Source organism: Acinetobacter sp. HY1485 (assembly GCF_027568475.1).
Taxonomy (GTDB): Bacteria; Pseudomonadota; Gammaproteobacteria; order Pseudomonadales; family Moraxellaceae; genus Acinetobacter.
In genome coordinates this window covers 90475-116306 of record NZ_JANKZG010000003.1, presented here as the reverse complement: position 1 = coordinate 116306, position 25832 = coordinate 90475, and the positions used below count along the sequence as shown (strand labels likewise).

General features: G+C 37.6%; 24 protein-coding genes. 17 read left to right on the top strand and 7 right to left on the bottom strand.

What is annotated here, in order from left to right:
• Positions 1 to 6: 6 nt before the first annotated feature.
• Genes pgaD through PCI70_RS04305 form a run of 5 tightly spaced genes read left to right on the top strand, consistent with a single transcriptional unit; the run spans position 7 to position 5539 of the window.
• On the top strand, positions 7 to 420 hold the full coding sequence (gene pgaD, locus PCI70_RS04325) for a poly-beta-1,6-N-acetyl-D-glucosamine biosynthesis protein PgaD (RefSeq protein WP_269914133.1): 414 nt from the start codon (positions 7 to 9) through the stop codon (positions 418 to 420).
• Complete coding sequence (locus PCI70_RS04320; RefSeq protein WP_269914132.1) at positions 410 to 1534, top strand: acyltransferase family protein; 1125 nt, start codon at positions 410 to 412, stop codon at positions 1532 to 1534. Before pgaD ends, PCI70_RS04320 begins: the two co-directional genes overlap by 11 nt.
• A complete protein-coding gene (gene pnuC / locus PCI70_RS04315; protein ID WP_269914131.1) occupies positions 1522 to 2100 on the top strand; it encodes a nicotinamide riboside transporter PnuC in 579 nt (192 codons plus the stop codon). The genes PCI70_RS04320 and pnuC overlap by 13 nt, the downstream gene beginning before the upstream one ends.
• Positions 2101 to 2138: 38 nt before the next feature.
• The gene (locus PCI70_RS04310; RefSeq protein WP_269914130.1) at positions 2139 to 2840 is read left to right on the top strand and encodes a DUF421 domain-containing protein; all 702 of its coding nucleotides are present in this window, start codon (positions 2139 to 2141) and stop codon (positions 2838 to 2840) included.
• The gene (locus PCI70_RS04305) at positions 2840 to 5539 is read left to right on the top strand and encodes a M16 family metallopeptidase (protein WP_269914129.1); all 2700 of its coding nucleotides are present in this window, start codon (positions 2840 to 2842) and stop codon (positions 5537 to 5539) included. The genes PCI70_RS04310 and PCI70_RS04305 overlap by 1 nt, the downstream gene beginning before the upstream one ends.
• Here the strand turns inward: PCI70_RS04305 and PCI70_RS04300 are convergent.
• The gene (locus tag PCI70_RS04300; protein WP_269914128.1) at positions 5496 to 6632 is read right to left on the bottom strand and encodes a multidrug effflux MFS transporter; all 1137 of its coding nucleotides are present in this window, start codon (positions 6630 to 6632) and stop codon (positions 5496 to 5498) included. The genes PCI70_RS04305 and PCI70_RS04300 overlap by 44 nt on opposite strands.
• Positions 6633 to 6715: 83 nt before the next feature.
• Between PCI70_RS04300 and PCI70_RS04295 the strand changes: the two genes are divergently transcribed.
• A complete protein-coding gene (locus tag PCI70_RS04295) occupies positions 6716 to 7531 on the top strand; it encodes a LysR family transcriptional regulator (protein ID WP_269914127.1) in 816 nt (271 codons plus the stop codon).
• Here PCI70_RS04295 and PCI70_RS04290 read toward each other — a convergent pair.
• Entirely contained in the window at positions 7528 to 7869 is a 342-nt protein-coding gene (locus PCI70_RS04290) for a DUF3144 domain-containing protein (protein WP_269914126.1), read from the bottom strand. The genes PCI70_RS04295 and PCI70_RS04290 overlap by 4 nt on opposite strands.
• Before the next feature lie 101 nt (positions 7870 to 7970).
• On the opposite strand from PCI70_RS04290, the gene PCI70_RS04285 reads away from it, so the two are divergent.
• Positions 7971 to 8606: a hypothetical protein gene (locus PCI70_RS04285; protein WP_269914125.1), complete on the top strand. Its 636-nt coding sequence runs from the start codon at positions 7971 to 7973 to the stop codon at positions 8604 to 8606.
• Here PCI70_RS04285 and PCI70_RS04280 read toward each other — a convergent pair.
• Positions 8603 to 9433 carry a CYTH domain-containing protein gene (locus PCI70_RS04280; protein WP_269914124.1) on the bottom strand — a complete coding sequence of 277 codons (831 nt, stop codon included), beginning with the start codon at positions 9431 to 9433 and terminating at the stop codon, positions 8603 to 8605. The two genes, PCI70_RS04285 and PCI70_RS04280, sit on opposite strands and share 4 nt — an antisense overlap.
• Positions 9434 to 9672: 239 nt before the next feature.
• Here PCI70_RS04280 and PCI70_RS04275 point away from each other — a divergent pair, with 239 nt between their 5' ends.
• The 5 genes from PCI70_RS04275 to rapA all read left to right on the top strand — a co-directional run bounded on the left by PCI70_RS04275 (position 9673) and on the right by rapA (position 16128).
• Positions 9673 to 10428 (top strand): OmpW/AlkL family protein, encoded by a 756-nt coding sequence (locus PCI70_RS04275; RefSeq protein ID WP_269914123.1) that lies wholly within the window; start codon positions 9673 to 9675, stop codon positions 10426 to 10428.
• 88 nt (positions 10429 to 10516) lie between these two features.
• Positions 10517 to 11134, top strand: a complete 618-nt coding sequence (gene thiE, locus PCI70_RS04270) for a thiamine phosphate synthase (protein ID WP_269914122.1) — start codon at positions 10517 to 10519, stop codon at positions 11132 to 11134.
• A gap of 1 nt (position 11135) precedes the next feature.
• The gene (gene hemL, locus PCI70_RS04265) at positions 11136 to 12428 is read left to right on the top strand and encodes a glutamate-1-semialdehyde 2,1-aminomutase (protein WP_269914121.1); all 1293 of its coding nucleotides are present in this window, start codon (positions 11136 to 11138) and stop codon (positions 12426 to 12428) included.
• A gap of 100 nt (positions 12429 to 12528) precedes the next feature.
• Positions 12529 to 13161, top strand: a complete 633-nt coding sequence (locus PCI70_RS04260; protein WP_269914120.1) for an RluA family pseudouridine synthase — start codon at positions 12529 to 12531, stop codon at positions 13159 to 13161.
• 129 nt (positions 13162 to 13290) lie between these two features.
• Entirely contained in the window at positions 13291 to 16128 is a 2838-nt protein-coding gene (rapA, locus tag PCI70_RS04255; protein ID WP_269914119.1) for an RNA polymerase-associated protein RapA, read from the top strand.
• A gap of 31 nt (positions 16129 to 16159) precedes the next feature.
• Here the strand turns inward: rapA and PCI70_RS04250 are convergent, their stop codons facing one another.
• Both PCI70_RS04250 and fabR read right to left on the bottom strand, forming a co-directional pair.
• Positions 16160 to 17173, bottom strand: coding sequence for an AI-2E family transporter (locus PCI70_RS04250; protein WP_269914118.1), 1014 nt, complete (start codon positions 17171 to 17173; stop codon positions 16160 to 16162).
• Positions 17174 to 17257: 84 nt separating this feature from the next.
• Positions 17258 to 17941: an HTH-type transcriptional repressor FabR gene (gene fabR, locus PCI70_RS04245; RefSeq protein WP_269914294.1), complete on the bottom strand. Its 684-nt coding sequence runs from the start codon at positions 17939 to 17941 to the stop codon at positions 17258 to 17260.
• 146 nt (positions 17942 to 18087) lie between these two features.
• Between fabR and PCI70_RS04240 the strand changes: the two genes are divergently transcribed.
• Together PCI70_RS04240 and PCI70_RS04235 are read left to right on the top strand one after the other, a co-directional pair.
• Positions 18088 to 19161: a flavin reductase family protein gene (locus PCI70_RS04240; RefSeq protein WP_269914117.1), complete on the top strand. Its 1074-nt coding sequence runs from the start codon at positions 18088 to 18090 to the stop codon at positions 19159 to 19161.
• Positions 19162 to 19173: 12 nt separating this feature from the next.
• Positions 19174 to 20268, top strand: a complete 1095-nt coding sequence (locus PCI70_RS04235) for a fatty acid desaturase family protein (protein ID WP_269914116.1) — start codon at positions 19174 to 19176, stop codon at positions 20266 to 20268.
• 30 nt (positions 20269 to 20298) lie between these two features.
• Here the strand turns inward: PCI70_RS04235 and PCI70_RS04230 are convergent, their stop codons facing one another.
• Together PCI70_RS04230 and PCI70_RS04225 are read right to left on the bottom strand one after the other, a co-directional pair.
• Complete coding sequence (locus PCI70_RS04230) at positions 20299 to 20649, bottom strand: hypothetical protein (protein WP_269914115.1); 351 nt, start codon at positions 20647 to 20649, stop codon at positions 20299 to 20301.
• Positions 20650 to 20653: 4 nt separating this feature from the next.
• Positions 20654 to 21340, bottom strand: a complete 687-nt coding sequence (locus PCI70_RS04225) for an SIMPL domain-containing protein (RefSeq protein ID WP_269914114.1) — start codon at positions 21338 to 21340, stop codon at positions 20654 to 20656.
• A gap of 378 nt (positions 21341 to 21718) precedes the next feature.
• Here PCI70_RS04225 and PCI70_RS04220 point away from each other — a divergent pair, with 378 nt between their 5' ends.
• The 3 genes from PCI70_RS04220 to PCI70_RS04210 all read left to right on the top strand — a co-directional run bounded on the left by PCI70_RS04220 (position 21719) and on the right by PCI70_RS04210 (position 25804).
• Positions 21719 to 23092, top strand: coding sequence for a diaminobutyrate--2-oxoglutarate transaminase (locus PCI70_RS04220; protein ID WP_269914113.1), 1374 nt, complete (start codon positions 21719 to 21721; stop codon positions 23090 to 23092).
• A gap of 3 nt (positions 23093 to 23095) precedes the next feature.
• Positions 23096 to 24613, top strand: a complete 1518-nt coding sequence (locus tag PCI70_RS04215) for a pyridoxal phosphate-dependent decarboxylase family protein (protein WP_269914112.1) — start codon at positions 23096 to 23098, stop codon at positions 24611 to 24613.
• A gap of 171 nt (positions 24614 to 24784) precedes the next feature.
• Positions 24785 to 25804 carry a substrate-binding domain-containing protein gene (locus tag PCI70_RS04210; protein ID WP_269914111.1) on the top strand — a complete coding sequence of 340 codons (1020 nt, stop codon included), beginning with the start codon at positions 24785 to 24787 and terminating at the stop codon, positions 25802 to 25804.
• Positions 25805 to 25832: the final 28 nt, after the last annotated feature.

Sequence of the window (25832 nt, the reverse complement as noted above, 5' to 3'; positions counted from 1 at the left end):
TGACGTATGAGTACACAATCATTAATTATCGATTTACGTGAACAGTTACCTTGGCACAGACGCTATATGTCAACCACATCTACGGCTGTTCTTTGGGGATGTTGGTTTTTGTTGTGGCGCCCAATGGTGGTGCTCCTAACTTTTATTTTTGATAGTAAACCTTATGAATCGCATAAATTACTCAATGCATTTTGGGCAGGTTTACAACTAGATATGATGTCATTGTTATTATGTGCAGGTGTGTTGTGCTTATGGTGCAAACTTATCCCTGCCCATACTGTAAAAGCAACACGACAAAAAGAGACTTTAGATTACGCACGGCATTTTGTGTTACCTGAGCAAGAAATTGTACAAGGTAGAGCGCAAAAGGTGACAACGGTTTACCATAACGATCAAGGAAAAATTATTCGTGTCGAATAAGTTTAATGCCGCTGAAAGTATACGTGGCTTAGCTTGTTTAGCAGTGGTTTTTTCGCACTTAAGTTTAAGTTTTTATCCGTATCTTCATCATTTTACACCCCAAGACCGTCCCCACGGTTCTTGGGATTATTTTATTCACCATTCGCCGTTTGCTTTTTGGTATTCAGGTACAGCTGCCGTATTTGTTTTTTTTGTTTTAAGTGGATATGTTCTAAGTTATGCCATTTTGAAACATGACAATGTACCTAAAAAAATTGCTGAAATGACATTAAAACGTTATCCACGTTTAGCTATTCCTGCATTTTTATCTTGCGTTCTTGCGTGGTTGGCACTGAGCCAAATATCGGTTAATAGTGATGCGGTAAATGGGTGGCTTCAAGGTTATGCCACACAAACCATCACGTTTAAGCAAGCCATTTACGAAGGGAGTGTTGGTGCATTTTTATTTGCAGAAAGTGGCAGTAATTGGGTGTTATGGACAATGCAATTAGAGCTTTTTGGCTCAATTTTATTGTTTGTACTTCTTTTATTACGGCATTTTAACCATGTATTATTTTTTATTGGTTCACTTTGCTTACCATTTTTGGCATGGAAATTAGGCGAAAGCTTTATTTTAGGGATGTTCAGTTTTGTTGTGGGTTGCTATCTATATATTTATGGACGCAAATTACCCTTATGGTTTGCCTCTATTATACTTGTGATTGGCGTCTATTTGGCAGGTGTTCATAATGGTAGCCATGCTTATCGGTGGGCATATCATTTACTTAATTGGCGTACTTACGAATACTGTAATTTTTTGGCAGGTATCTTGATTGTGTATAGTGTTTTACTTAACCCAATTTTAAGCCAAAAACTTGACCGTAAGCCACTTGTTTATTTGGGTAAGCTTTCATTTTCAATTTACCTACTTCATATGATGATGATTTATTTGGTTTGCATTCCAGCATTTAATTTATTAAGCCGTTGGGGATTAAACTATGATCTTGCTGTGGGTGGAGCAGTCATACTATTCTTAGCTTCTATTTTTTTGGTTGCTGATGTGTACAGCCGATATGTAGATACGTTGGCAATTTACATGAGTAATCGTTTGGCAGGGTGGGTATGTCGCCGTTAGAAATTATTGCATGTTTGGTCAGTGTTATTGGTGTAGCACTGACCGTGTTTCGAAATATGTGGAGTTGGTTGTTTAATTTTTTTGCCTATATTCTATATGGCTATTTATTTTTTACTTATCAACTTTATGGCGAAACTATCTTGCAGGGTTGTTTTGTTGTTTTAGGTATTTATGGTTTTTATGTGTGGCTTAAAACTAAGCAAATTAACCACGATATTATTATTCAGCCTTTAGGTGCTAAAAAAGCCATTATACAAATAGTGATGGCAATTGTTGCAGGTGTGGTTTTTGGGTGGGGGTTAAAAACCTTTACTCCAGCAGCACTGCCGTTGTTAGATGCACAATTAGCAGCGTTAAGTTTACTTGCAACGTATTGGACGAGCCAAAAACATATTGCAACATGGATTTTGTGGGTGGTAGTAGATATTGTTTATGTAGGCATGTTTAGCTATAAATCCCTTTACCTTACAGCTGTATTGTATGCTGCGTTTGTAGTGATGGCAGGTTATGGGTGGTATATGTGGGATAAAGTGCAAAAAAGTGGTTTGTATAAACATAGCCCTTAACGTTAAGATATTGTTCTAAAAACGACAATATTAGTATTATGACTCCCGAATTTTATCTTATCTTAATGTTAAAACTGACGATTTCATTTACAGTTTTAATTTCGTATATGAGCTTTATTGGTAAAACACAGCTCACTCAATTTACAGCCATTGATTTTATTGGTAACTTTATTTTTGGTGCAGTGGTCGGCGGTTCGATTTATAACGATGCACTGCCGATGATCCAGTTTATTTTATTGTTACTCACCAGTGTAGCATTTATGCTGGTGCTGAATTTTTTATCTCAAAAAATAATGAAATTCCGCGCAATTGCGATTGGTAAACCTATTCCTATTATTCGGCGTGGAAAATTCTTACTTGATGAAATTGAGCAAAATAAACGTAAAATAGATATGTTACGTATTTTGTCTCAACTGCATGCTTTGGGTTATCACTCGTTCAATGAAGTGTTTTATGCAGAGGTTGAGCCTGATGGACAATTAACTGCTATTAAAGATACACCAATCCCACCTTCAGAAATCTTTGTTCACAATGGCAATGTGTTTGACAATCATCTTAAAGAAGCCAATATCTCAAAAGAACGTTTAGATACAGAACTCAACCAACGTCATATCAAGTTAGATGAAATCTTTTTAGCTGAGTATTACCATTATGAGCTTTTTCTCATTTTAAAAAATGGGAAGGAGCTTAGAATAAGAATGTATCCTCAAGAAACAAATACAACAGAACAGGAAGTCTAATGCGTCGTTTACTTATTTTACCTTTATGTATATTTGCTGTGCATGTCAGTGCTGCAACACTTGTTAAGCAACAAAATAAAATTGAAGAATACATCTTAGATAATGGATTGCATGTGGTGCTTGCACCTAACGAAAATGCGCATAAAGTAATGATAAACACAATTTACTTCACAGGGGCATTGAATGACCCTAAAGGTAAAGGGGGATTGGCACATTTATTAGAGCATTTGGCATTTAAAGGAACGCAAGATGTTACAGAAAGTGAGTTTCAACGCCGTTTAGATCAATACACACTCATGCACAATGCCATGACAAATTACGATGCAACACAATATATGAATGTCATGCGTCCTGATCAGCATGCTATTGATGAAATAATTTATCTTGAAGCACAACGTATGAATAAGCTCGTGATACAAGATAAGTTTGTTCCTTCTGAAATTGAAATTGTACGCCGTGAACGTGAGGTAAGCTTAGATCAGCCATTTTCTGTATTGATGAATAATGCATTTAAGTCTGCATATGGCAATCAAGATTTAGGGCGTTTACCAATTGGGGATTTAGCAGAATTAAGATCGATTCGTTTAAATGAACTTAAAGACTTTTATCAAAGATGGTATGCCCCAAACAATGCCACTGTTGTAGTTACAGGTAAATTTGATAAGGTAAAAACATTAAATACGATAGAGCAGAATTTCAAAACGATTTCTGCAAAAACGTTACCTGCACAAAGTACAGTAGGAAGTTTTAAAGCAAATAAAAAGCAGTTTAGTGTGCAAAAGGGAAGCTACTTTATTACGCTAAATATGTATATTCAAAACTATAATGTTGCATTACAACCTGCTTTAGCACTTACGCCATATCTTTATGATCTTGAACCAACAGGATTGGTCTATAAAAATTTAGTACAAACAGGCAAAGCTATTGGTGCGCAATCATCAGTATGGGTTAATCCACATATTAATTCATTGTTTGTAGGTGCAGTGTATGAAAAAGGAAAAAATGGTCAGCAGATCAATAAAGACCTTACACAAACGATAGAACAATCTAATCATTTTAATGAAACGGATATAAAGCGTGCTAAAACACTTTTCAAAAATGAAACAAAGAATACGTTAAATAATGAAGTAGCATTGAACGCTGTCTTAAGTGATTATTTAATTAATACACGTGGACATTGGGAAAGTTATTTTACAGATCAACAAGCAATTGATGCATTAACGCCTGATCAGTTAAACCAAACGTTAAATGAGTTTATTAACAAGCAAAATCGTTTAACAGGTGAGATTCTACCAACACCTAACTCACAAAAAAAAGCGCAAAAAGCACATGTAAAAACTCAAACAATTATAGATACCCAACCTACTAAGTTGAAAAGTGTGGAGGCGTATCAAACAGAGATTACAGATACGTTTAATCAAAGTATTGAAAAATCTAAACAGCTGCAAACACAAGTACAACGTGGCACACAGCATGGCGTGAAATATGCATTTTATAAGACAACTACGCCTGACCAAAAAACCTACGCTAAAATTACATTACATTTTGCCAATGTAGATGCGCTAAAAAATAAAGCTGAAATCCTAAAGTTAATGACTTATTTATTATTTCGCGGTTCTATGACACAAACGTTAGAACAAATTCAAGATAAAGCGATTGAAATGGGGGCAGATGTAAACACATCGCTTGAGGGTAATACAATTACGTTATCTATGCGTGCTAATCAGGAAGATTTTGATCAGTTTTTTGTTTATGCAATGGATGTAATTAAACATCCAAATTTTGATGAAAAAGAATTTAATCTAGCCAAACAACAAACTTTGGCAAGTTTACAACAGGCATTTACAGAGCCAAGTACTGTGTCAGCACTTACGCTTGATCGTCAGCTAGAGCAATATCAGCCTGATGATATTCGTTACCATTTTGAACCTGAACTTGTAAAGGCGACAATAGGCAAAGTTCAACGGGCAGATGTAATACAAGCCTACAAAGAATTTTTTAATTTTGATCAAACTGAAGTAGCTGTAACGGGACAATTTGACGCAAAAAAACTACTAGAACAGTTTAATTTACCTCATGGGTATATACCATACGCACCTGTACAAGAGCAGTACCGTCAACAACAAGCCAAATATACCCATGCATTTGCCGAGAAGCGTGAATTTGGAAGCTATCAGGGTTCATTTAGCTTACCTTTAGGTGGGCTTGCAACAGATGCACCTGCCTTAAAAGCCTTTAATTTTATTTTAGGTGGTTCGCAACTTTCTTCACGTTTAGGACAAGCACTGCGTGAAAAAAATCAGCTGGTATATGGTTTTAATAGTGCAGTAGAATTTGAGCCTGATTCTGAAGTAGGAAGCCTGAATATTCAGGCAAACTATACCCCAGGTAAAGCACAACAAGTCTCACAAGTGATACATTCTGTATTAAAAGATATGATTACCAATGGTGTTACTGAGCAAGAATTAGCTGCCTATAAATCTAGCTTCTTGCGTAAAAGCCTTACACGTATTGAAGACCCGCGAGGTGTACATAGTCAACTTAATTGGCAGTTAAAGATGAACCGTAACTTTAATGATGAAAATCAACGTGTTGAGCAATTTAAAAACTTAACAGTAGATGAAGTTAATCGTGTGATTCGTCAGTATATTCATCTTAACGAGTACGTAGAGGTAAGTGCCGACCAATTTGGTAAATAAACAAACTTAAGCAGGCAAGTACTAAAATGCTAATGGCAAGTACAGTATAACTGTGCCCAAAACATGCGCTGATGGTATAACTACATATGCCTGCACTGCTAATTTGTAAAAAGCCAATTAAACTGGATGCTGTTGCAGAATGATGCGGTAAATTTGCTTCTGCAACAGCTAAAGATAAACTTGAACCATTGGCTAAACTTACGAAAAACATAGAGCTAATTAAGCTAACAACAGAAACAGGCAGAAAATAAAAGCACATACCACCGAGCAAAAAACACAGTAGACCTATTTTAATAATGTGTTGTGGAGAATATTGTTTTAGGGCTTTTTTGGTACAGATATTTGCCAAAATGATGCCAATACTTAATGGAATATATAAAAAACCAATCGTTTGCTCGCCTAGATGAAAATCTTTAAAAATAAAAGCAGATTGGGTTAGGTAGATAAACCATGCTTGATAGATACAACAAACGACCAGTGTATTTTTAATAAATTTAGGCTCACGTAGTACCGTAAAATAACTCTGCCAAATATTGGTTTTAGGTAAGTAATACTGTGGCAAATAACGTCTACATAAAATAAAACTAAATAAAGCAAAACATGCAATAAAAATAAAATTACTGTGCCACCCAAAATAATGTGTGAGATAACTGCCTATTAAAGGTGCTAATGCAGGCGAAAGTGCCACACAAGGATAAACGATGGCATAAATATGTGGTATTTGTTGTGCAGAAAAATACTGAGAAATTAAAACACGCCCAATAACCAGCCCTGATGCTGCACCTATGCCTTGTAAAATACGGAATCCTAAAAAACATATCAATGTAGAACTATAAGCACAGCTAATAGCACTTAAAAAATAGAGACTTATGCCAAAAAGCAAAGTCGTTTTACTGCCAAAGTGTGTAATAAAAGGTGCATAAAAAAGCTGTGCAACGGCTAAAGCAATTAGATAAGCAGAAATTGTTAAGGTAATATTAGTATGTGAAACATGAAAGTCTGTACTAATAAGATCTAAAGCGGGTAGATAAATATCTGAGGCTAAAAGCCCAAAACTACTGATTAAAACAATACATAAAACGATACGACCCATAACCATCACTCCATTAAAAAGTGCAGTTTAGTGGTCTTAAAGTGTGGTAAAAATGCATAAATTTACATATTAAAGATGCAAAAATGCATAATTGGAATGAGTTAGCCCTATTTTTATATGCTTATGAACAAAAGACACTGACGAATACGGCACGTCTACTTAATATAAATCAGTCTACCGTGGGGCGCCGTTTAGATCGTTTAGAACAACGGCTCGGGAAAAAATTATTTATCCGTTCGGTAGAGGGGTTAACACCCACACCTGATGCAGTACAGCTCATCGATATTGCAAAGCAAATGCAAAGTTTGGCAACACAATTTAATCACCAAAGTTTGCCCAAAATAGAAACTGTGACTATTAGTACAACGGATGCTTTGGCACATTACGGCGTATTAAATGCAATTAAACAACTTAGAGTAAGCCATGATTATATTAATATTCGGTTAGATGTGACGACATCGCTTGCTGATTTAAATTCAGGCGAAGCAGATATTGTGTTGCGTACAGTGCGTCCAACTCAACAAAACTATGTGGTTAAAAAATTAGCTACATGGGAAGTAGGTTTATATGCATCTAAGGCATATATTCAAAAGTATGGCATGCCGAAGGATGGGATACATTATTGGGTAAAGTACAAAGCAGGTATTATCCAAGCATCGAGTTTAATTGAGCAAGCAAATATTGAAGTGAATACAACAGCTTCATTGATAAATATGGTTAAAGAAGGGTTAGCAATTGGTGAGGTGCCTTCTTTTTATGCCCAACAAGCACAATTAGTTCAGATATTGCCTCATCAAAAACGCCAACTAAATTATGAAGTTTGGTTGGCGTATCATCAGGGCTTAGCAAAAAATAGTGCTGTACGAGCAGTACTTAATGCTATTATTGAGCAGTTTTAATGCTCGTGCTGCTCGTTTTTACGAAAGCGTAGATAGGTATCAAATTGGTCACAATATTCATCAAAATGATCCTCTAACATCATTTGAAATTGTTGCATCAAGTATTGCATCACTTGTTCTTTGGCCGTACGCATTTCTTCGCCGTCTTTAAAATTATTGGCAGCCACCCATGTATTAAAACGTGTAGTTGCAAACAACATGGATGCACTCACTTGCTCACGTTTGTCTTTACGACAAAATTCATTTGCAAGTTTAATAAATTCATCTGCTTGCTCAAAAAATAGCGCATTTAATGCTTCTTCTTCGGTCACATCCGTGGCTTGAATTTTTTGAGTCATTGTCCTTTCTCATCTACATACTAAAGTTTTTATTATAAATTAAGGATTGTGTAAACTGAACTGTTTTCGTATGCTTTGTAGCCTAAGTTTAGGGTGTTGCTATGACCAAAGATGCCATTGAAATTCAGAACCTCAAACAAGAGATTCAGTTGCTTCGCCAACAAATTTTTCCACCACAAGAATTAGCATTTGTGGAGGGATTACCTATTTACTACGGTGCTCAGGCAGACGTACAGCATTACTATAAGCAATGGCAACCGCTTATAGAACGTGCACAAGAGCTGTGCCAACCATTTATGCAAGATGAACTTATAGACGCATTTCATCTGCCTAGTCATTTAAATTTACCTTTGTTCTTTTTTAATGTAGATCGTATTCGGATTAATAAAACGCTTGCCAAAGAATCTAAAACGTTTCGTGGTGTGGCGTCTTTAGTTGAAAAATGTGGACATTATGATTTAGCTGAAACGCAGGCGATGCGTGAATGGCTTGAAAGTGATGATACGGCAGCTCTGGTGGCACATCGTAAATTTATCGATTTACGTACTTATGTATTTCAACATGGACAAAGTGAATATACGCGTACACGTTTTTATGTCAATGGTATTGTATTAGGCGTGGAGCCTCACTTTAAGCTTGTGGATGCGCGTGATAAACCTCGTAAACAACGTAGTGACAGTTACAGCGATCCACTTGCAGATAATGGGGTTTGGAAAATATTTGGTAAATACCGTTAATGATGCCCTAGCAAATCTAAAAGCATCAAATTAAATTCAGGAGACTGTACTAATTCAATGGGTTGGTCTATTTGAATAAATGTGTTTAACAGTGCTATTGGGTGTTTAGCATGCAATATACAAGCAGCATCTTTTGCATGTTTTAGATGTGCTTGTTCTGCAACCTGTCCTGCTATGGCAGAGGTAAATGTGAGGAGTGCCTGTAACGCATCTTGCGTGTTAGTGCGTGCAGGGCTCACGGTTTTTTGTTGAGATAAAAGATGTCCACGCTCAGCTTTACTTCGGACATCAATCCATAAATGATATTTTTTAACCCACTGCTTCACCACACTGATGAGGTCTTGCACTTGTCCTTGTTTGAGCTCAAATTCAACTTCACAAATCGCTTGTTGTTGTTTTTGAGTTTTAATGCACCCTTGATCTAAACAAAATTCAATTTGACTGTCATTAAACGTTAAATCGAGTATTGTGCGGTCAATAATCGTTTCAAATTCTAAATTTAACGTTGTTAAGTCAATATCTTTTAAGCGTGCGAGAACATTAGGATAATGTTGATAAAGGCTTAAATCTAATGTGGCATTATTACCCCGTGGTAAATCAAGTTCGTAGCGTTGCATATGACTATCGGCGGCTTTAAAGGTTTGCATCCAAATATCATTTTCTTTACGCATACGAATAGCCATATGACGCTGAGCCAGTTCAGATTGTGTGGTATCAAAGTATTTGGCATGCAAATGAATATTTTTAGCTATCTGCTGCTGAATATCATTAATGAGGCGCTGTTTAAACTGGACAGGGATTTGTAATTTAATTTCAATTTCTTGCATGATCTGTATACGGCAATAAAATTGCTATTTTATAAAATAAAAAAAACAGTTTTGCTTTTATTTTGTACAGTCGGGATTTATAAAAATAGAGCTAAAACTTTAATTTTGAAAATTTTTTTATAAAACCCTTCATATTTTCTTAAAATAAAGATTGAAAATTAAAGTAAATATTCTAAAATTCAATCCAATTTATGGGTTAAATGTTGCCCACCTTTCTCTTTTTTAAGGTTTTGAAGTACATGAAACAACTTGTTAAGGCAATTGTACCTGCCGCATTATTATCATTAAGCTTTGCATCTTTTGCCGAAACAAGTGATGGAAAGAACGTTTCTGTTTCAGCAGGTTGGGCACACATAATGCCTCAAGGTACAAAAGAAGGTGTCCAAACAAACAGTCGAACACCCTTAATGGCATCTGGCTTTAATTCACAAGCAGGCATTGAATTGGATGATGCAGATACAGCAGAATTTAAATTTGATTATTTGGTCAATGACAATGTAAGTTTGGGCTTAATTTTAGGCGTGCCACCAAAAATTAATGTAGATGGTGAAGGTAAATTATTAGGTGGTGCTTTAAATCTTGATCAATTTGATAAAATTGGCACTGTAAAAGTGTATAGCCCTGTGATTGCGGCTAAATATCACTTTAGTGCTGTAACCAATAAATTCCGCCCATATGTAGGTGCAGGAATGATGTATGCACATTTTTCTGATTTTAAATTAGATGGAACTGTTGCAAATGATGTTGCTCAAAAAGGCATTGATATTCGTAATGTAACCATTAAAGATTCAATTGCACCTGTTGCATTTGTTGGTGCAGATTACAATATTACACCAAATTGGTTTACAACTGCGTCTGTGAGCTATACACATTTAAATACAGAAGCAAGTTTAGATGTGTACTCAAACCGTGCCCAAACCACTGTTGCAACGGCTAAAACAAAAATTGAAATTAACCCAATTGTAACTTACGTTGGCTTTGGCTACCGTTTCTAAGCAAACTTTTTTGAAGCCGAGACAAGTTCTCGGCTTTTTTTATGTCTCACAAAACCGTACACTTAAGGTTTTAGGCACTTTAAGCGTTATGCGTGGACTTTACTTAATTACAAATGATGATCCATTACCGCTACTACTTCAAAAACTACAGGTTGCTTTAGCAACTGAGCAAGTTCAAATTTTACAGTACCGCCGTAAAAAAATATTAAACAAAGATCAACCCAACGAAGTGGAACAAATCAAAAAAATATGTAACCGTTACAATGTGCCATTGGTCATTAATGATGATCTTGCCTTAGCACAGCAATTTGATTTAGGCGTTCATCTTGGGCAAGGTGACGGTGCAATTACAGATGCTGTTGCACAATTAAAGCAAGGGCATATTATTGGACGTACTTGTGAGAACAGCCTAGAGCTTGCACAACAAGCAATTTTGGAAGGTGCAACTTATGTGGCGTTTGGTGCAATTTATGCCACATCCACTAAACCTGAGGCAGGCAATATTGGTTTGCAAACACTCGCACAAGCCAAAAAAAGCATAAATGTGCCGATCTGTGCAATTGGTGGACTTACGGTTGAAAATGCACTACCTGTGATTGAGGCAGGTGCTGATTTATGCGCAGTGATCAGTGATATTTTAGGACGAGATTTACAAGATATTCCTGCTCGTGTAAACGCATGGGCAAATTTATTTAATAAGGTGTGATATGACGCTTTCAGCAAAACAGCAACAACTTTTTAAGCAAGCAAATAAGCATATTCCTGGTGGCGTAAATTCACCTGTACGTGCGTTTAATGGTGTGGGTGGTACACCTGTATTTATTGAAAAAGCACAAGGCGCTTATTTGTGGGATGTCGATGGTAAGCGTTATGTAGACTACATCGGTTCTTGGGGACCGATGATTTTAGGGCATGCACATCCTGATATTGTAAAAGCCGTACAAACAGCAGCAGAAGATGGGTTAAGTTTTGGTGCGCCAACAGTTCACGAAACCACTCTTGCCGATATTATTTGTGAAATTGTACCTTCGATTGAAATGGTACGTATGACCAATTCAGGCACAGAAGCAACGATGTCTGCAATTCGTTTGGCACGTGGTTATACAGGGCGTGACAAGATTGTAAAATTTGAAGGCTGTTACCATGGGCATTCAGATTCACTATTGGTAAAAGCAGGGTCGGGCTTACTTACCCTTGGCGAACCAACGTCTAAAGGTGTACCTGCCGATTTTGCAAAACATACTATTACGCTTCCTTATAATGATATTGATGCATTAAAAGAGTGTTTTGCTAAGTACGGTCAAGACATTGCAGGCGTAATTGTAGAACCTGTTGCAGGCAATATGAATTTGGTAAAACCAATTGCAGGTTTTTTAGAAGCCATTCGTGATGTATGTGATGAATACAAATCTGTTTTTATTATTGATGAAGTGATGACAGGTTTTCGTGTGGCATTGGGTGGGGCACAAGCACATTACAACGTGATCCCTGATTTAACCACATTGGGTAAAATTATTGGCGCAGGTCTACCTGTGGGTGCGTTTGGTGGTAAACGTGAAATTATGGAATGTATCGCACCGTTAGGTGGTGTGTATCAAGCGGGTACATTGGCAGGAAACCCACTTGCAATGCGTGCAGGCATTAAAATGTTTGAGCATCTGCGTGAGCCAAACTTTTATCAAAATTTAAGTGATAAGTTGGATATTTTACTTAAAGGTTTAAAGCAAGCAGCTGACGAAGCGGGTATTGCAATGCATACCGAGCAAATTGGCGGTATGTTTGGTTTGTACTTTACCGAGCAAACTCAGATTCAAAGTTTTGATGATATTTTAAAATGTGATGTAGAAGCATTTAAAAAGTTTTTCCATGGTATGTTAAAACGTGGTGTTAATTTAGCACCATCTGCATTTGAGGCAGGCTTTATTTCTTCTGCACATACAGACGAAGATATTGCCTTTACTATTGAAATGGCGAAAGAAACCTTTGCAGAAATGAAATAAAAATCGAAACGGGGCTTAAATGCTCCGTTTTTACTTGTATTTCTAAGTTAAGGTTTTTATTATGGCACGCCTTGTTTTGGCGATCCGATGGAATTAAGTTTTGAATAATTTTCTAACCGAACATCTCATTTATCGCGATGATGATTTCATGGTGATCAACAAACCTGCGGGTATTTTAAGTGTACCGGGCAAAGATATTGCCGATAGCGTACAAACACGTTTACTTGCCGTAGAACCTAAAACGTTGCTGATTCATCGTTTAGACCGAGATACTTCGGGTATTTTAGTCTTTGCCTTGTCACGTTTAGGTCAAAATAAAATTTCAAGACAATTCCAAGACCGTGAAACAACAAAAACATATCAAGCCGTGGTTGCAGGGCATTTAACAGGACAAGGTACTATTGATATTCCTGTGATTTATGACCCTGAGCATCCGCCACTGCATATTGTCGATCCAAATCACAATAAACCCGCTATTACACAGTGGGAAGTCGTAGAAAATTTTGAGATAAATGGTCACGCTGTAACACGCGTTAAATTAACACCAGTTACAGGACGTGCTCATCAATTACGTGTGCATATGCAGTATTTAGGTCATCCAATTATGGGTGACACGCTGTACGCCCAAGATTTTTTATATACAGATCGTTTGTGTTTGCATGCACATCAGTTAAGTTTTGCACATCCTCAAACTGCACAAATGCTTCATTTTGAGTGTGACGTGCCGTTTTAACATTTTTAAAAGAATTGCTCGTAAATTAGGCTCTCTTTTTACTACGCTTTATGCGAAAATCCTCCCATTGAAATAAACAGCTAAAAACCAACGCTTCGGTACGGTTATTTAGTGCAAGCTTGAGAAAAGGTGAAAACATTGCAACAGTTTGCTATTGGTCAACGTTGGTTATCCGATACAGAAACGGAACTTGGTTTAGGTGTTGTTATTGATGCAGACGAACGCTCCGTCAGCATTTTATTTCCAAAGAGTGATGAAACTCGTGTATATGCCCGTAGCAATGCGCCTTTATCACGCATTATTTTTAACATCAATGACGAAATTCATGACCAAGAAGGCACAGCATGGAAAGTTGAGTCATTTGATGAGCGTTTTGGAGTTATTCGTTATAACGCCGTACGTACATTAGAAAATGGTGAAGAAGAGCGTAAAGCACTCAACGAAACCCGTGTTGGTGCACAAATTCAGCTTGCAAAACCGCTTGATCGTTTGCTTGCAAGTCAGGTAGATACCAAAGCATGGTATGACCTACGTATTGAAGCTATGCAAATGCAAGCCAATATGAAAACCAATGCCTTACGTGGCTTAGTGGGTGCACGTGTGGGTTTAATTCCGCATCAGCTTTATATTGCACACGAAGTAGGTAAGCGTTTTGCACCACGTGTGTTACTTGCCGATGAAGTGGGTTTAGGTAAAACCATTGAAGCAGGTTTGATTATTCATCAACAGCTTAAAACAGGTCGCTCAGAGCGTATTTTGGTACTTGTACCTGATTCATTACAATATCAATGGATGATTGAAATGCGCCGCCGTTTTAATCTGAACTTTTCATTGTTTGATTTAACACGTACGGCTGCCATTAAAGAGCACGATCCTGAGCTAAATCCGTTTTTAACCGAGCAATGTATTATTGCAAGTGTTGACTTGATGGTGGATCACGAAGATTTACGTGAGCAAGCTTTAGAAGCAGGGTTTGATCTGCTTGTGGTGGATGAAGCACATCATTTGATGTGGAATGAAGAAGAAGGCGGTAACGACCGTTATGACCTTGTAGAAGAACTTGCAGAACAAACGGCAGGTGTTTTACTGCTCACTGCAACGCCTGAGCAATTAGGTGTAGAGAGTCATTTTGCCCGTTTACGTTTGCTAGACCCACAACGTTTTAGTTCGTTAGATCGCTTTTTAGATGAAGAAGAACAGTATCAACATACGGCAAAAATTGCAGAAGTATTGATGTCTGATGAACCTTTGCAAGAACAGCATTTTGTAGCAGTTGAGCAACTTCTTGGACATCGTATTGAAGACCAAGCAGAACAGCGTTACCAAGCAATTCAAGAATTATTAGATCGTCATGGTACGGGGCGTATCTTGTTCCGTAATACCCGTGAAGCAATTCAGGGTTTTCCTGGTCGTGATTGTCGCCCTGCAGGATTGGTTGCACCGAGCACATGGGCAACGTCGGGCAAATTACGTGAGCAAATGTGGGCAGAAGAAAACCAACTTGATGGCGCGTGGATGCAAACAGACCCACGTGTAGAATGGTTGATGGAAATTCTACGTAAAGATTTAAAACACAATAAAGTGTTACTGATTGCACGTAGTGGTCCTGTGGTGGAATCGTTAGAAAACGTATTGCGCTTACATGCAGGTATTCGTACTGCCATGTTCCATGAAGGCATGAGCTTATTAGAGCGTGACCAAGCCGCAGCGTATTTCGCAGAAGAAGATAACGGCGCACAAATCTTGTTGTGTTCTGAAATCGGTTCTGAAGGACGTAACTTCCAATTTGCAAGTGATCTTATTTTATTTGATTTACCTGCAAACCCTGACGTATTAGAACAACGTATTGGTCGTTTAGACCGTATTGGTCAAGAAAACCGTATTCAAATTCATGTGCCGTACTTAAAAGGAACAGCACAAGAACGTATGTTCCGTTGGTATAACGAAGCTTTAAATATTTTTAGTAATATTTCGCCAACAGCACAAACACTACAAGAAAACTTCATTGTAGAACTCAAAGATTGCTTATTGTCAGATCAAGGGCAACGTTTTGATGACTTGCTTGAAGAGGTGAGTGTACAGCGCGCTGCTTTAGAAGCAGAGATGCAAGCAGGACGAGATCGTTTATTAGAATATAATTCTTGTCGCCCTGTGGTTGCACAAAATATTGTACAAGCACTAGACGATTATGATGATAACACCACGCTGCCGATGTTTATGAAGCGTTTTATGTCATCCACCAATATTGATTTTGATGAGCAAAGCAATGGTACGGTGATCATCAAACCAACCGATCAAATGCAAGTACAAGGCTTAGATTTAGACGAAGAAGGCATTACGGCAACGTTCTATCGTGACCAAGCTCAAATTCGTGAAGATGCACAGTATTTAACATTAGAACATCCATTTATTGAAAGTGTGATGGAAATGATTAATACTCAAGCATTTGGTAGCACCAATGTTGCATTGTTAAAATCGAATGCAATTAAGGCGGGTACGGTACTTCTTGAGGTTTGGTTTAAAGTAGATGTGGTGTCGCCTAAGTCGCTTAACCTTGCAGCAAGTTTGCCAAAACAGCTGATACGTGTCTTTTTAAGTGAAAATGGACAAGACTTGTCTGCAAAAGTAGACCCAATGATGTTACGTCCACATTTAACCCATTTAGATGGCAACAGTTGTCGTCAAGTGGTGAAAGCACGCCGTGAAACGATTGAACAACGTTATGCACAAGCATTGGAAGTCGCAAAACAAGAACTACCAACCATGATTGAGCAAGCAAAAGAGAATTACGGCAAACAGTGGCAATATGAGATTGACCGTTTAACGTATTTAAAACAGTTTAATCCAAGTATTCGCCAAGACGAAATTGACCGTTTACAAAAGTTCCAAAATGAAGGTTTAACGTTGTTAGATTCTTTAGGAGTAACACCCGAAGCAATTCAAGTTTTAGTGGTGGTTAAGCCATAAAAAAAAGCCCTCAAAATTGAGGGCTTTTTTATTAAATGAGTTCGGCATTTGTAAATTCAAGTTTGATGTATGCATAAAAGATAGGGGCTGCAATTAAACCGCCTAAACCAAATACAGATTCAAACAATAACATGGCAAGTAATACTTCCCACGAACGTGCATTAATTTTTGTACCAATAATTTGTGCGTTAACAAAGTATTCAAGCTTATGAATAACCACTAAATACACCAAACAGCTTGTTGCGACAGGTAATGAAATGGTAAGACCTGACATTACAATAAGCGTATTAGAAAGTAAATTTCCAACAATTGGGAGCAAGCCAAAAATAAACGTTAAGATAGTCAGTGTTTTGGCAAATGGTAGAGATACACCAAAAATAGGTAATAGGGCAAATACAAAAACCATAAACAGAACGGTGTTAATCAGCGAAATTTTAAATTGTGCAAATACAACATTTCTAAATGAAACCGCAAGGTTATTGATTCGCTCTAAAAGTGCGGCTTTAAAAGCAGGCTGTGGTTCTTGTGGTGCGTTATAAGTAGACACCATAATCCCTACAATTAAGCCAATCAGTGTAGTTGCAAGATTATGCAAAATATCTGAGCCTGTATGGCGTAATGTATCCACATTATCTTTTGAGAAGGCGATTAATTTATGTTTTATATCCGTCATATCGTACGGAATGTAATTGGGTAGATATTTAGAAATTTCTTCTTGAATACTAATGAGTGTTTGGTCAATTTGCGTACTTAAGACAGAATTACCTGCACCTTGTAAGTCATACACTACAAAGCTAATTAAGCTCGTAATACCAAGTCCAATTAAAGTGGCAATAATAACACCAATGCCAATACTTAAACTCACTTTGGCAATATGGCTTGATGTGTAGCGATCTAAAATTCTGCTGATGCTTTTAATAATATCAAAAATTAAAAAGCCTACAAAAAAACAGGGAAGAAGATGCAATGGTATGACAAAGATGAGAAATAAAAACATCAAAATATAACTTGCCAACACACATTGTTTATCAGTTAAAATTTTCATAATTCATCGGCTTTAAAAATAGCATTCACAACAGCGTGAATGATCGACCGATTCTAACCTGATAACATTTTATAGAAAATAGATTTATTCGCTATTTTTTAAGTGGCGTGCACCTTCTAAAATCATGCGGATCATGAGCATAGTTTGTTCGGCAGTACGGCGCCGTTCTTTCTCGGGTAAGTCTAATACTTTTGCGCCCATATTAAATACAAGTTGAGTAATCGCAACTGACACAATTTCAGGATGGCTTAAACGGCTATTATTGAGCGCTTCTAAACGTACAAGATCTTCTTGGAGTTCTTGTTGGAAAAAATTAAGTTGTTGCTCTACTGCTTGTTTATACGAAATAGAGCCTGTATAGCCTTCACGTAATAATAGCCCTAAGTGACCTTCATCTGCATCAAGCTGTTGTAAAAATACTTCTACGGAACTGCGAATAATACTTTCTTGTTTAATGGCACGTAGGCGTGCTTCTCGAATAATATGACGCAGTACCAAACCCGCTCGATTAATGAGTTCAATGGCAAGTTGATCAATATCTTTAAAGTGACGATAAAAGCTGTTAGGCGCAATACCTGCCTCGCGTGCAACTTCACGTAAACTTAGCGCAGCAATACTTTTTTGTGAACCAATTAAGTTAAGTGCAGCTTGGAATAACTCTTCTTTGGTAATCGTTGCTTTACGACCCACACTGCGCGTCACAGTTTTAACCTGATCTTCAGATAAGTCAGGTTGCGCATATTGAGTATGGGTAGATACAGAGGTCATATGATCCATGTGTGCTTTTTATTTATTGCTAGATTATAGCCTTATAAAGTGGATAGAAGAAATAGCGTAACGAAGTGTTTTTAATACTATACATATATATATACATGTGTATAATAATTAAAACGTCATAATTGAGATGACCTAATATGCATCGTGTATCAACAAAAAATCAGACACTTAATTTTTTTACAGAGAGCGTGTTTGAACGCCATACTATGAATTTTTGGCTACAAAAAATGAACCCACTTTGGTCAACGTATCAAATGTTAGGGCGTATTTGTAAGCGAGAAAAAGTGGCGGATGATATTTTTACATTAACACTTGAATGTAATAAACGTATGCAGTTTGGATTATCAGGTCAACACCATCCTGTTATTGTTGAAATTGCAGGGCGCCGTTATGAGCGAACTTATAGCTTAACGCAAATAGATGATCGTCATGTTCAACTGACTTTAAAACAAGTGCCTAACGGTATTGTAAGTACATGGCTTTGCCAAACCGCTAAAATTAATGATGTGATTGAATTTGGTGTGCCTTATGGCGATATGCTACTTGATGCCCCTGACTTAAATGATGTGGTATTGCTTGCCGCAGGCAGTGGCATTACACCGATGTATAGCATGCTTTATGCGTTAGAGAAAAAAGGTTTATTGGCAAAGCTCAATATTCATTTAATGTATTGGGCAAAGCATCAAGAAGGTGTGGCGTTTAAACAAGTCTTTGAACAGTGGGCAGAAAAGTACCCACTTTTTAAACTTGATATTTTATGTACACAAGATAATGAAACGCCAGCACAGCGCCTTAACGAATTGCATGTATCTAACATTGAACAGTTAGATACAAAAACGGTATTTGCATGTGGACCATCAGGTTTTGTAAATACAGCAGCGCAATTATTTCAAGATGCTAAAGTATTTAAGAGTGAAGCGTTTAGTTTAACCCCGATTGAAAACAATGAAGAAGGGACAGTTAAACTCACACTTACTCGTTCTAATAAGATTGTAGAAGTTCAAAAAGGACAAGGCTTATTAGATGCACTTGAACAAGCCCAAATTAAACCAATTTATGGTTGTCGTATGGGTATTTGTAATAAGTGTGCATGTAATAAAGTCAGTGGTGTGACTAAAAATACCATTGATCAATCTGAAAATGCAGAACCGAACAATTCAGTTCGTATTTGTGTTAACTCAGCTAAGTCTGATCTTGTGCTTGATCTATAAGAGAGTAATATTATGAATATGCAAGTTCAACCGCAGTATTTTAAAAATTCGAAAAATCGTGATCTTACTCAAGCTGAATTAGACGCGTTAGCACAAGAGTTAGATGCAATTAAGCAAGAAGTTTTAGACGACTTAGGCGAAAAAGACGCGCAATATATCCGCCGTGTCTATTCTGCAGTACGTTATATGAGTATTGCAGGTCGTGGTTTATTGTTTGCAGGATGGTTTCCGCCAGCATGGATTTTGGGCACAGGTTTACTCGGTGCGGCTAAAATCCTTGAAAATATGGAAGTCGGTCACAATGTTATGCATGGTCAATATGACTGGATGAATGATCCTAAGTTGATGGGCAAGTCATACGAGTGGGACATTGTTGGAACGGCAGATAACTGGCGTCAAACACATAACTATACACATCATACATTTACCAATATTAGAGGTATGGATGATGATATCGGTTATGGGATGGTACGTTTGTTCCCTGAACAACGTTGGAAAAAAGGTTATTTATTACAGCCATTATACTGCATTCCATTTTGTTTATTATTTCAATGGGGTGTGGCAATTCAGAGCCTAGAAATTGGGCGTGTTTTATTTGGACGTAAAACGGCAAAACAATTTTGGAAAGAGTGGAAACCGCTCCAAAATAAAATTGGTAAGCAGTTATTTAAAGATTATGTATTCTTTCCATTAATTGCAGGACCAAATGCATTACCTGTTTTAGCAGGTAACTGTGTGGCAAATGGTATTCGTAACGTATGGACATTTAGTATTATTTTTTGTGGTCACTTTACTAAAGATGTTGAAGTGTTTCCAAAAAGTGTATTGCGGAATGAAAGTCGTGGTCATTGGTATATGCGTCAAATTCGTGGCTCTTCTAACTTACAAGGCTCAGAGTTGTTTCATATTATGACAGGGCATTTGAGTCATCAAATTGAACATCATCTGTTTCCAGAAATGCCGGGACGCCGTTATCGCCAAATTGCGCCAAAAGTAGAAGCAGTATGTAAAAAATATGGCTTAAACTACAATAATGCAAGTTTAGCAAAGCAATACGGGCAAGTGGTGGGGCGTATCTTAAAATACTCACTACCATTTACAAAATAAAAAAAAGAGCAGTAATACTGCTCTTTTTTTTTATAGCTTAAGTTCTACATGGCTACTTTTAAACATACGTTTTAAATAGCGTTTGAGTTCGGAGTCATCATCACGTAGTTCAACTTGAATACGTTTGTAATCAACAGCTTCTTGCTCTTTAGGCAGAATATTGAGTGTTAATGTATCAAATGAAAGGTGAATACTTTCGATCACATTTTCAAACTCAATGTCGTTATCATTGATTGATAGATAAAATCGAGCGTACTCGCCTTCACCTAAACGGCTTAAAATTACAAAATCTATTGGATCAAATTCATCATCTGCCAGACCAATCGTTAAAACATTATCTTCGTCTGTACAGCGAATAGAGGGAGCATGGAAATATTTCATGGCTCTATTTTAATTGAATTGTTCCATTTGCACTAACAGTAATTTTAGATTCACCACTGCTTACATCTTGGCTTACAGCACTATCAGCAACGCGTGACTTTGCCATCATCATCATCATTGGTGCAGGTGCACTATTGTTATTGGTGTCAATATTTAGGTTAACCACATCATAGCTGGTTTTATGCCACGCTTGTGCTAACGTTTGCGCACGCTGTTGGAAGTTGCGAGATGCATCAACTAATAACTCGTTCTCAACTTTTTTACGTTGTTCGTCTGAAACAGAAAATTGAATATTTTGTGTTTGGAAATTTTGCTGTAATTCACTAATTAGGTTACTGGCAGCTTTGAAATCTTGGCTATTAATTTGAATTTCTGCCCGCGCACGCCATTCTTTTAGCTTATTAGAATCGTTGTCGTAAATTGGATAAGTACGTTGTGGACCTGTTTTGACCTGTACTTGAGGATATTTTTTAGCGAGTGCTAAACCTTGGTTCATCAGTAGACTGACCTGATTGGCAAGCTCACTTGGTTGTTTGTTAGTCTTTTCGATGTATAAGACTGCGCTCATTTCATCGTTAGATACTTCACGGCTTGCCTCAGCTTGAATATTTAAAATATTATAGTTAAGTGGTTCTGCAAAGGTAACAGTGGTTGTACATAATAAAGTGGTAGCAAGTACAAGTTTACGCATATAAAGTCTTCCCATTTTTAAATTATTTTAAAGTGTTATGTGGCAAGTTTTGTATACCCTTTGTTGTGTTTATAACAACATTTATTTGCTTTAAAAGATATAAAAATCATAAGTATAAAAACAGTTGTTTAGATATTACTCAATTAGTCTTGTCGTCATTTGGTCATAAAGTGCCGTCATACTTGGGCTATGGCAATTTATGCTTAATTATGTATAAAAATTAAACGTAAAAAAACTTTATTTTTATACAGAAAAGCGTATTATCGCCCTCCTAGTTCATACAATTAGACCTGACTAGACTATTACAAGCACCGAGTCAAAGGACCAAAAGTCACCCGACTTATTTCTTTCAACCCTTATCTGAGATGGTAATCCGATATGAGCGTTAATTCAGTTAATTCTGCCACCCCTTCTACTAACGAATACTACTTGACTCGCCAAAGTCAAATGGAATCAAATGTTCGTAGTTATCCACGTAAATTACCGTTAGCGATAGCACAAGCACAGGGGTGCTGGGTTACCGACGTTGAAGGTACAAAATACCTCGACTGTCTAGCTGGTGCAGGTACATTGGCTTTAGGTCATAATCATCCTGCTGTCATTCAAAGTATTCACGATACACTCACAAGTGGTGTGCCATTACATACTTTAGATTTAACAACACCATTAAAAGATGCTTTTACAGAAGCATTACTTGCTGAATTACCCGGTGGTAAAGAAGCATATTGCTTACAGTTTTGTGGCCCATCAGGTGCAGATGCAACCGAAGCAGCTATTAAACTTGCAAAAACATATACAGGGCGTGGTTCTGTAATTAGTTTTTCTGGTGGTTATCATGGTATGACCCATGGTTCGTTGTCTATGACAGGGAACTTAGGGGCTAAAAATGCCGTTCAAAATTTGATGCCGGGTGTGCAATTTTTACCATACCCACACGAATACCGTTGCCCACTTGGTTTAGGTGGTGAAGCAGGGGTAGACGCATTAACGTACTACTTTGAACAGTTTATCGAAGACGTAGAAAGCGGTGTTACAAAACCTGCTGCTGTGATCTTAGAAGCAATTCAGGGTGAAGGCGGTGTTGTGGTTGCACCAACAAAATGGTTACGTAAAATCCGCGAAGTGACCGAAAAGCATGGCATTTTATTGGTACTTGATGAAGTGCAAGCAGGCTTTTCGCGTTCAGGTAAAATGTTTGCTTTTGAACATGCGGACATTGAACCTGATGTGATTGTTATGTCTAAAGCAGTAGGTGGTAGCTTACCACTTGCGGTATTAGGTATTAAACGCAAATTTGATGCGTGGCAACCAGGTACACACACAGGAACATTCCGTGGTAACCAAATGGCAATGGGTACAGGTTTAGCCTCTTTAAATGTGATTAAAGAGCAAAACTTAGCGAAAAATGCCCAAGAACGTGGCGACTACTTGCAAGCAGAGTTAAAGAAACTTGCGCAAGAATTACCATGTATTGGTAATGTGCGTGGTCGTGGCTTAATGCTAGGTGTTGAAATTGTAGATGAGCGTAAACCTGCTGATCATATGGGTTCTTTCCCTGCTGATAGCGCACTTGCAGCTGCAATTCAAACGGCATGTTTTAATAACCAACTTTTATTAGAAAAAGGCGGTCGTCACGGTACGGTAATTCGTTTACTTTGCCCACTCATTATTACACAAGAAGAATGTGTGGAAGTGATTGCTCGCTTCAAAAAAGCAGTACAAGAAGCGCTTGTTTCTGTACGAGGTGCATAATTAATGGTTGATTTTACACAACATCGCCAAGCGTTGTTATGTAATGATGCACAATCCATTGCTGACTATGAGTCGGCAATGGCACAAGCCGTAAAGGCAGTGAGTGCATGGTTGCAAAATGAAAAAATGTATACAGGCGGTAGCATTAAAGAGCTACGCGCTGCCATTGCTTTTAATGCAACTTCTGAGGGCTTAGGCGTTCAAAATGCATTAAACCGTATGATTGAACTATTTTTAAATAAAAGTTTAAAAGTTCATCATCCACATTCTTTAGCACATTTGCATTGCCCAACCATGGTGATTAGTCAAATTGCTGAAGTGCTGATTAATGCAACAAACCAATCAATGGATTCTTGGGATCAAAGCCCTGCAGGTTCATTGATGGAAGTGCAGTTGATTGATTGGTTGCGCCAAAAAATTGGTTATGGTGCAGGTCAGGCAGGCGTGTTTACCTCAGGTGGTACGCAGTCTAACTTAATGGGCGTATTACTTGCACGTGATAAGTGTATTGCATCGTATTGGGCGGGACATTCTGTACAGCGTGATGGCATTCCAAGCGAAGCCATGAAAAATGTAAAAGTGATTTGTTCTGAGAATGCTCACTTTTCTGTACAAAAAAACATGGCATTGATGGGAATGGGCTTTCAGTCTGTGGTGACTGTGCCAACCAACAACAAAGCGCAAATGGATGTTGATGCCTTAGAAAAAACAATGGCACAACTACAAGCAGATGGCAAAATTGTGGCATGTGTGGTTGCAACTGCGGGTACAACAGACGCAGGCGCAATTGACCCATTAAAAGAAATCCGTGCAATTACTAATAAGTATAATGCTTGGATGCATGTTGATGCCGCTTGGGGTGGTGCTTTAATTTTATCAAATGACTACCGTCATTGGTTAGATGGTTTAGAACAAGCAGATTCTGTAACGCTTGATTTCCATAAGCATTATTTCCAAACCATTAGCTGTGGTGCTTTCTTACTTAAAGATGAAGCCAACTATCGCTTTATGCATTATGAAGCAGAATATTTAAACTCTGCTTATGATGAAGAGCATGGCGTACCTAACCTTGTGTCTAAATCTTTACAAACAACACGCCGTTTTGATGCGTTGAAATTGTGGATGACGATAGAAGCATTAGGTGAAGAACTTTATGGCTCAATGATTGATCATGGTGTGAAGTTATCGCAAGAGGCTGCACAATATATCAAGAATTCTGCTGAGCTAGAATTATTGATTGAGCCACAATTTGCATCGGTACTTTTCCGTGTTGTACCACAAGGCTATCCATCAGATTTGATAGACATCTTGAACCAAAACGTAGCAGATGAACTATTTGCGGGTGGCGAAGCAAATGTGGGTGTAACAAAAGTGGGCGATGTACAGTCTTTAAAAATGACATTATTAAGCCCTGTTGCAACGATGGAAAATGTAAAAGAGTTATTAACTCAAATTCAATCTGAGGTAGCGCGTATTAAAGATGCGATTGCTTCAGGTACTTACGTACCACCGATTGATTAAGAAAAAAGGTCACTACGGTGACCTTTTTTTTGAGTGTAAAAAGTGAAGTACCCGTCAAACACTTATCTATCATAAAAGCGTCATCTAGTTGTCACGTAAATGTCATATAAAAAAAACACAATGTTCACAGGGAAAACGAACATATAAAGCAACTTTTTAGGGCTTAAATCCATGAAATATTTAGCACTTGCATTTGCTGTTACGGCAGCAACAGTTGGGGTGAATGCAAACGCAGCGCGCGAAACCATTCAAATTGCAGGCTCATCAACAGTATTGCCGTATGCAAGTATTGTTGCTGAAGAATTTGGACATACGTTTCCACAATTTAAAACACCTGTTGTAGGTTCTGGGGGTACATCTGGTGGTTTAAAACAGTTCTGTCAAGGTGTAGCAGAAAACACGATTGATATTGCCAATGCATCTCGTAAAATTAAAGGTACAGAGCTTTCAAACTGCCATCAGGCAGGTGTGAATAAAGTACAAGAAATTAAAGTCGGTTATGATGGAATTGTGTTTGCATCTAGCGCATCGCAACCAGCATTTAAATTAAAGCCTTATCATGTATTTGCAGCACTTGCAGAGAAACTTCCTGCAAAAGGTAAGTTAATTCCTAACCCATATACGCGTTGGAACCAAATTGATCCAACACTTCCAAATGAGCCAATTTTGTTGGTGATTCCTGCGTCTAACCATGGTACGCGTGAAGTATTCCAAGAAAAAATGGTAACCGCAGGTTGTGACGCTTACGATTACATGAAAAAATTAGGTAAAGAAGAACAAGAAAAAGCATGTTCGACTTTCCGTAAAGATGGTCGAGTGATTGAAATTTCAGGCGATTACACGGAAACACTTGCACGTTTAAAAACAGCACCAAATGCAGTGGGTGTTTTTGGGTTAGGGTTTTATGAGCAAAACCGTGACCGTTTACGCGTAGCAACTGTAAACAACGTAATGCCAAGTGAGAAAACTATTCTTAATGGTCAATATCCTGTATCCCGTCCACTTTACTTTTATGTAAAAGGCGAGCATTTAGGTGTTGTGAAAGGCCTGCCGCAGTATGTTGAATTCTTCTTGAGCAAAAAAGTATCAGGAAAAGGTTCAAAATTAGAAAAAGCAGGCTTGATTTCAATGTCTGACGCAGAGAGAGCACAAGTTTTAGCAGACTTTAAAGCTGGTAAAACAGTGAAGTAATTAGAAAAAGCGTGTTGTAAAAAAACAA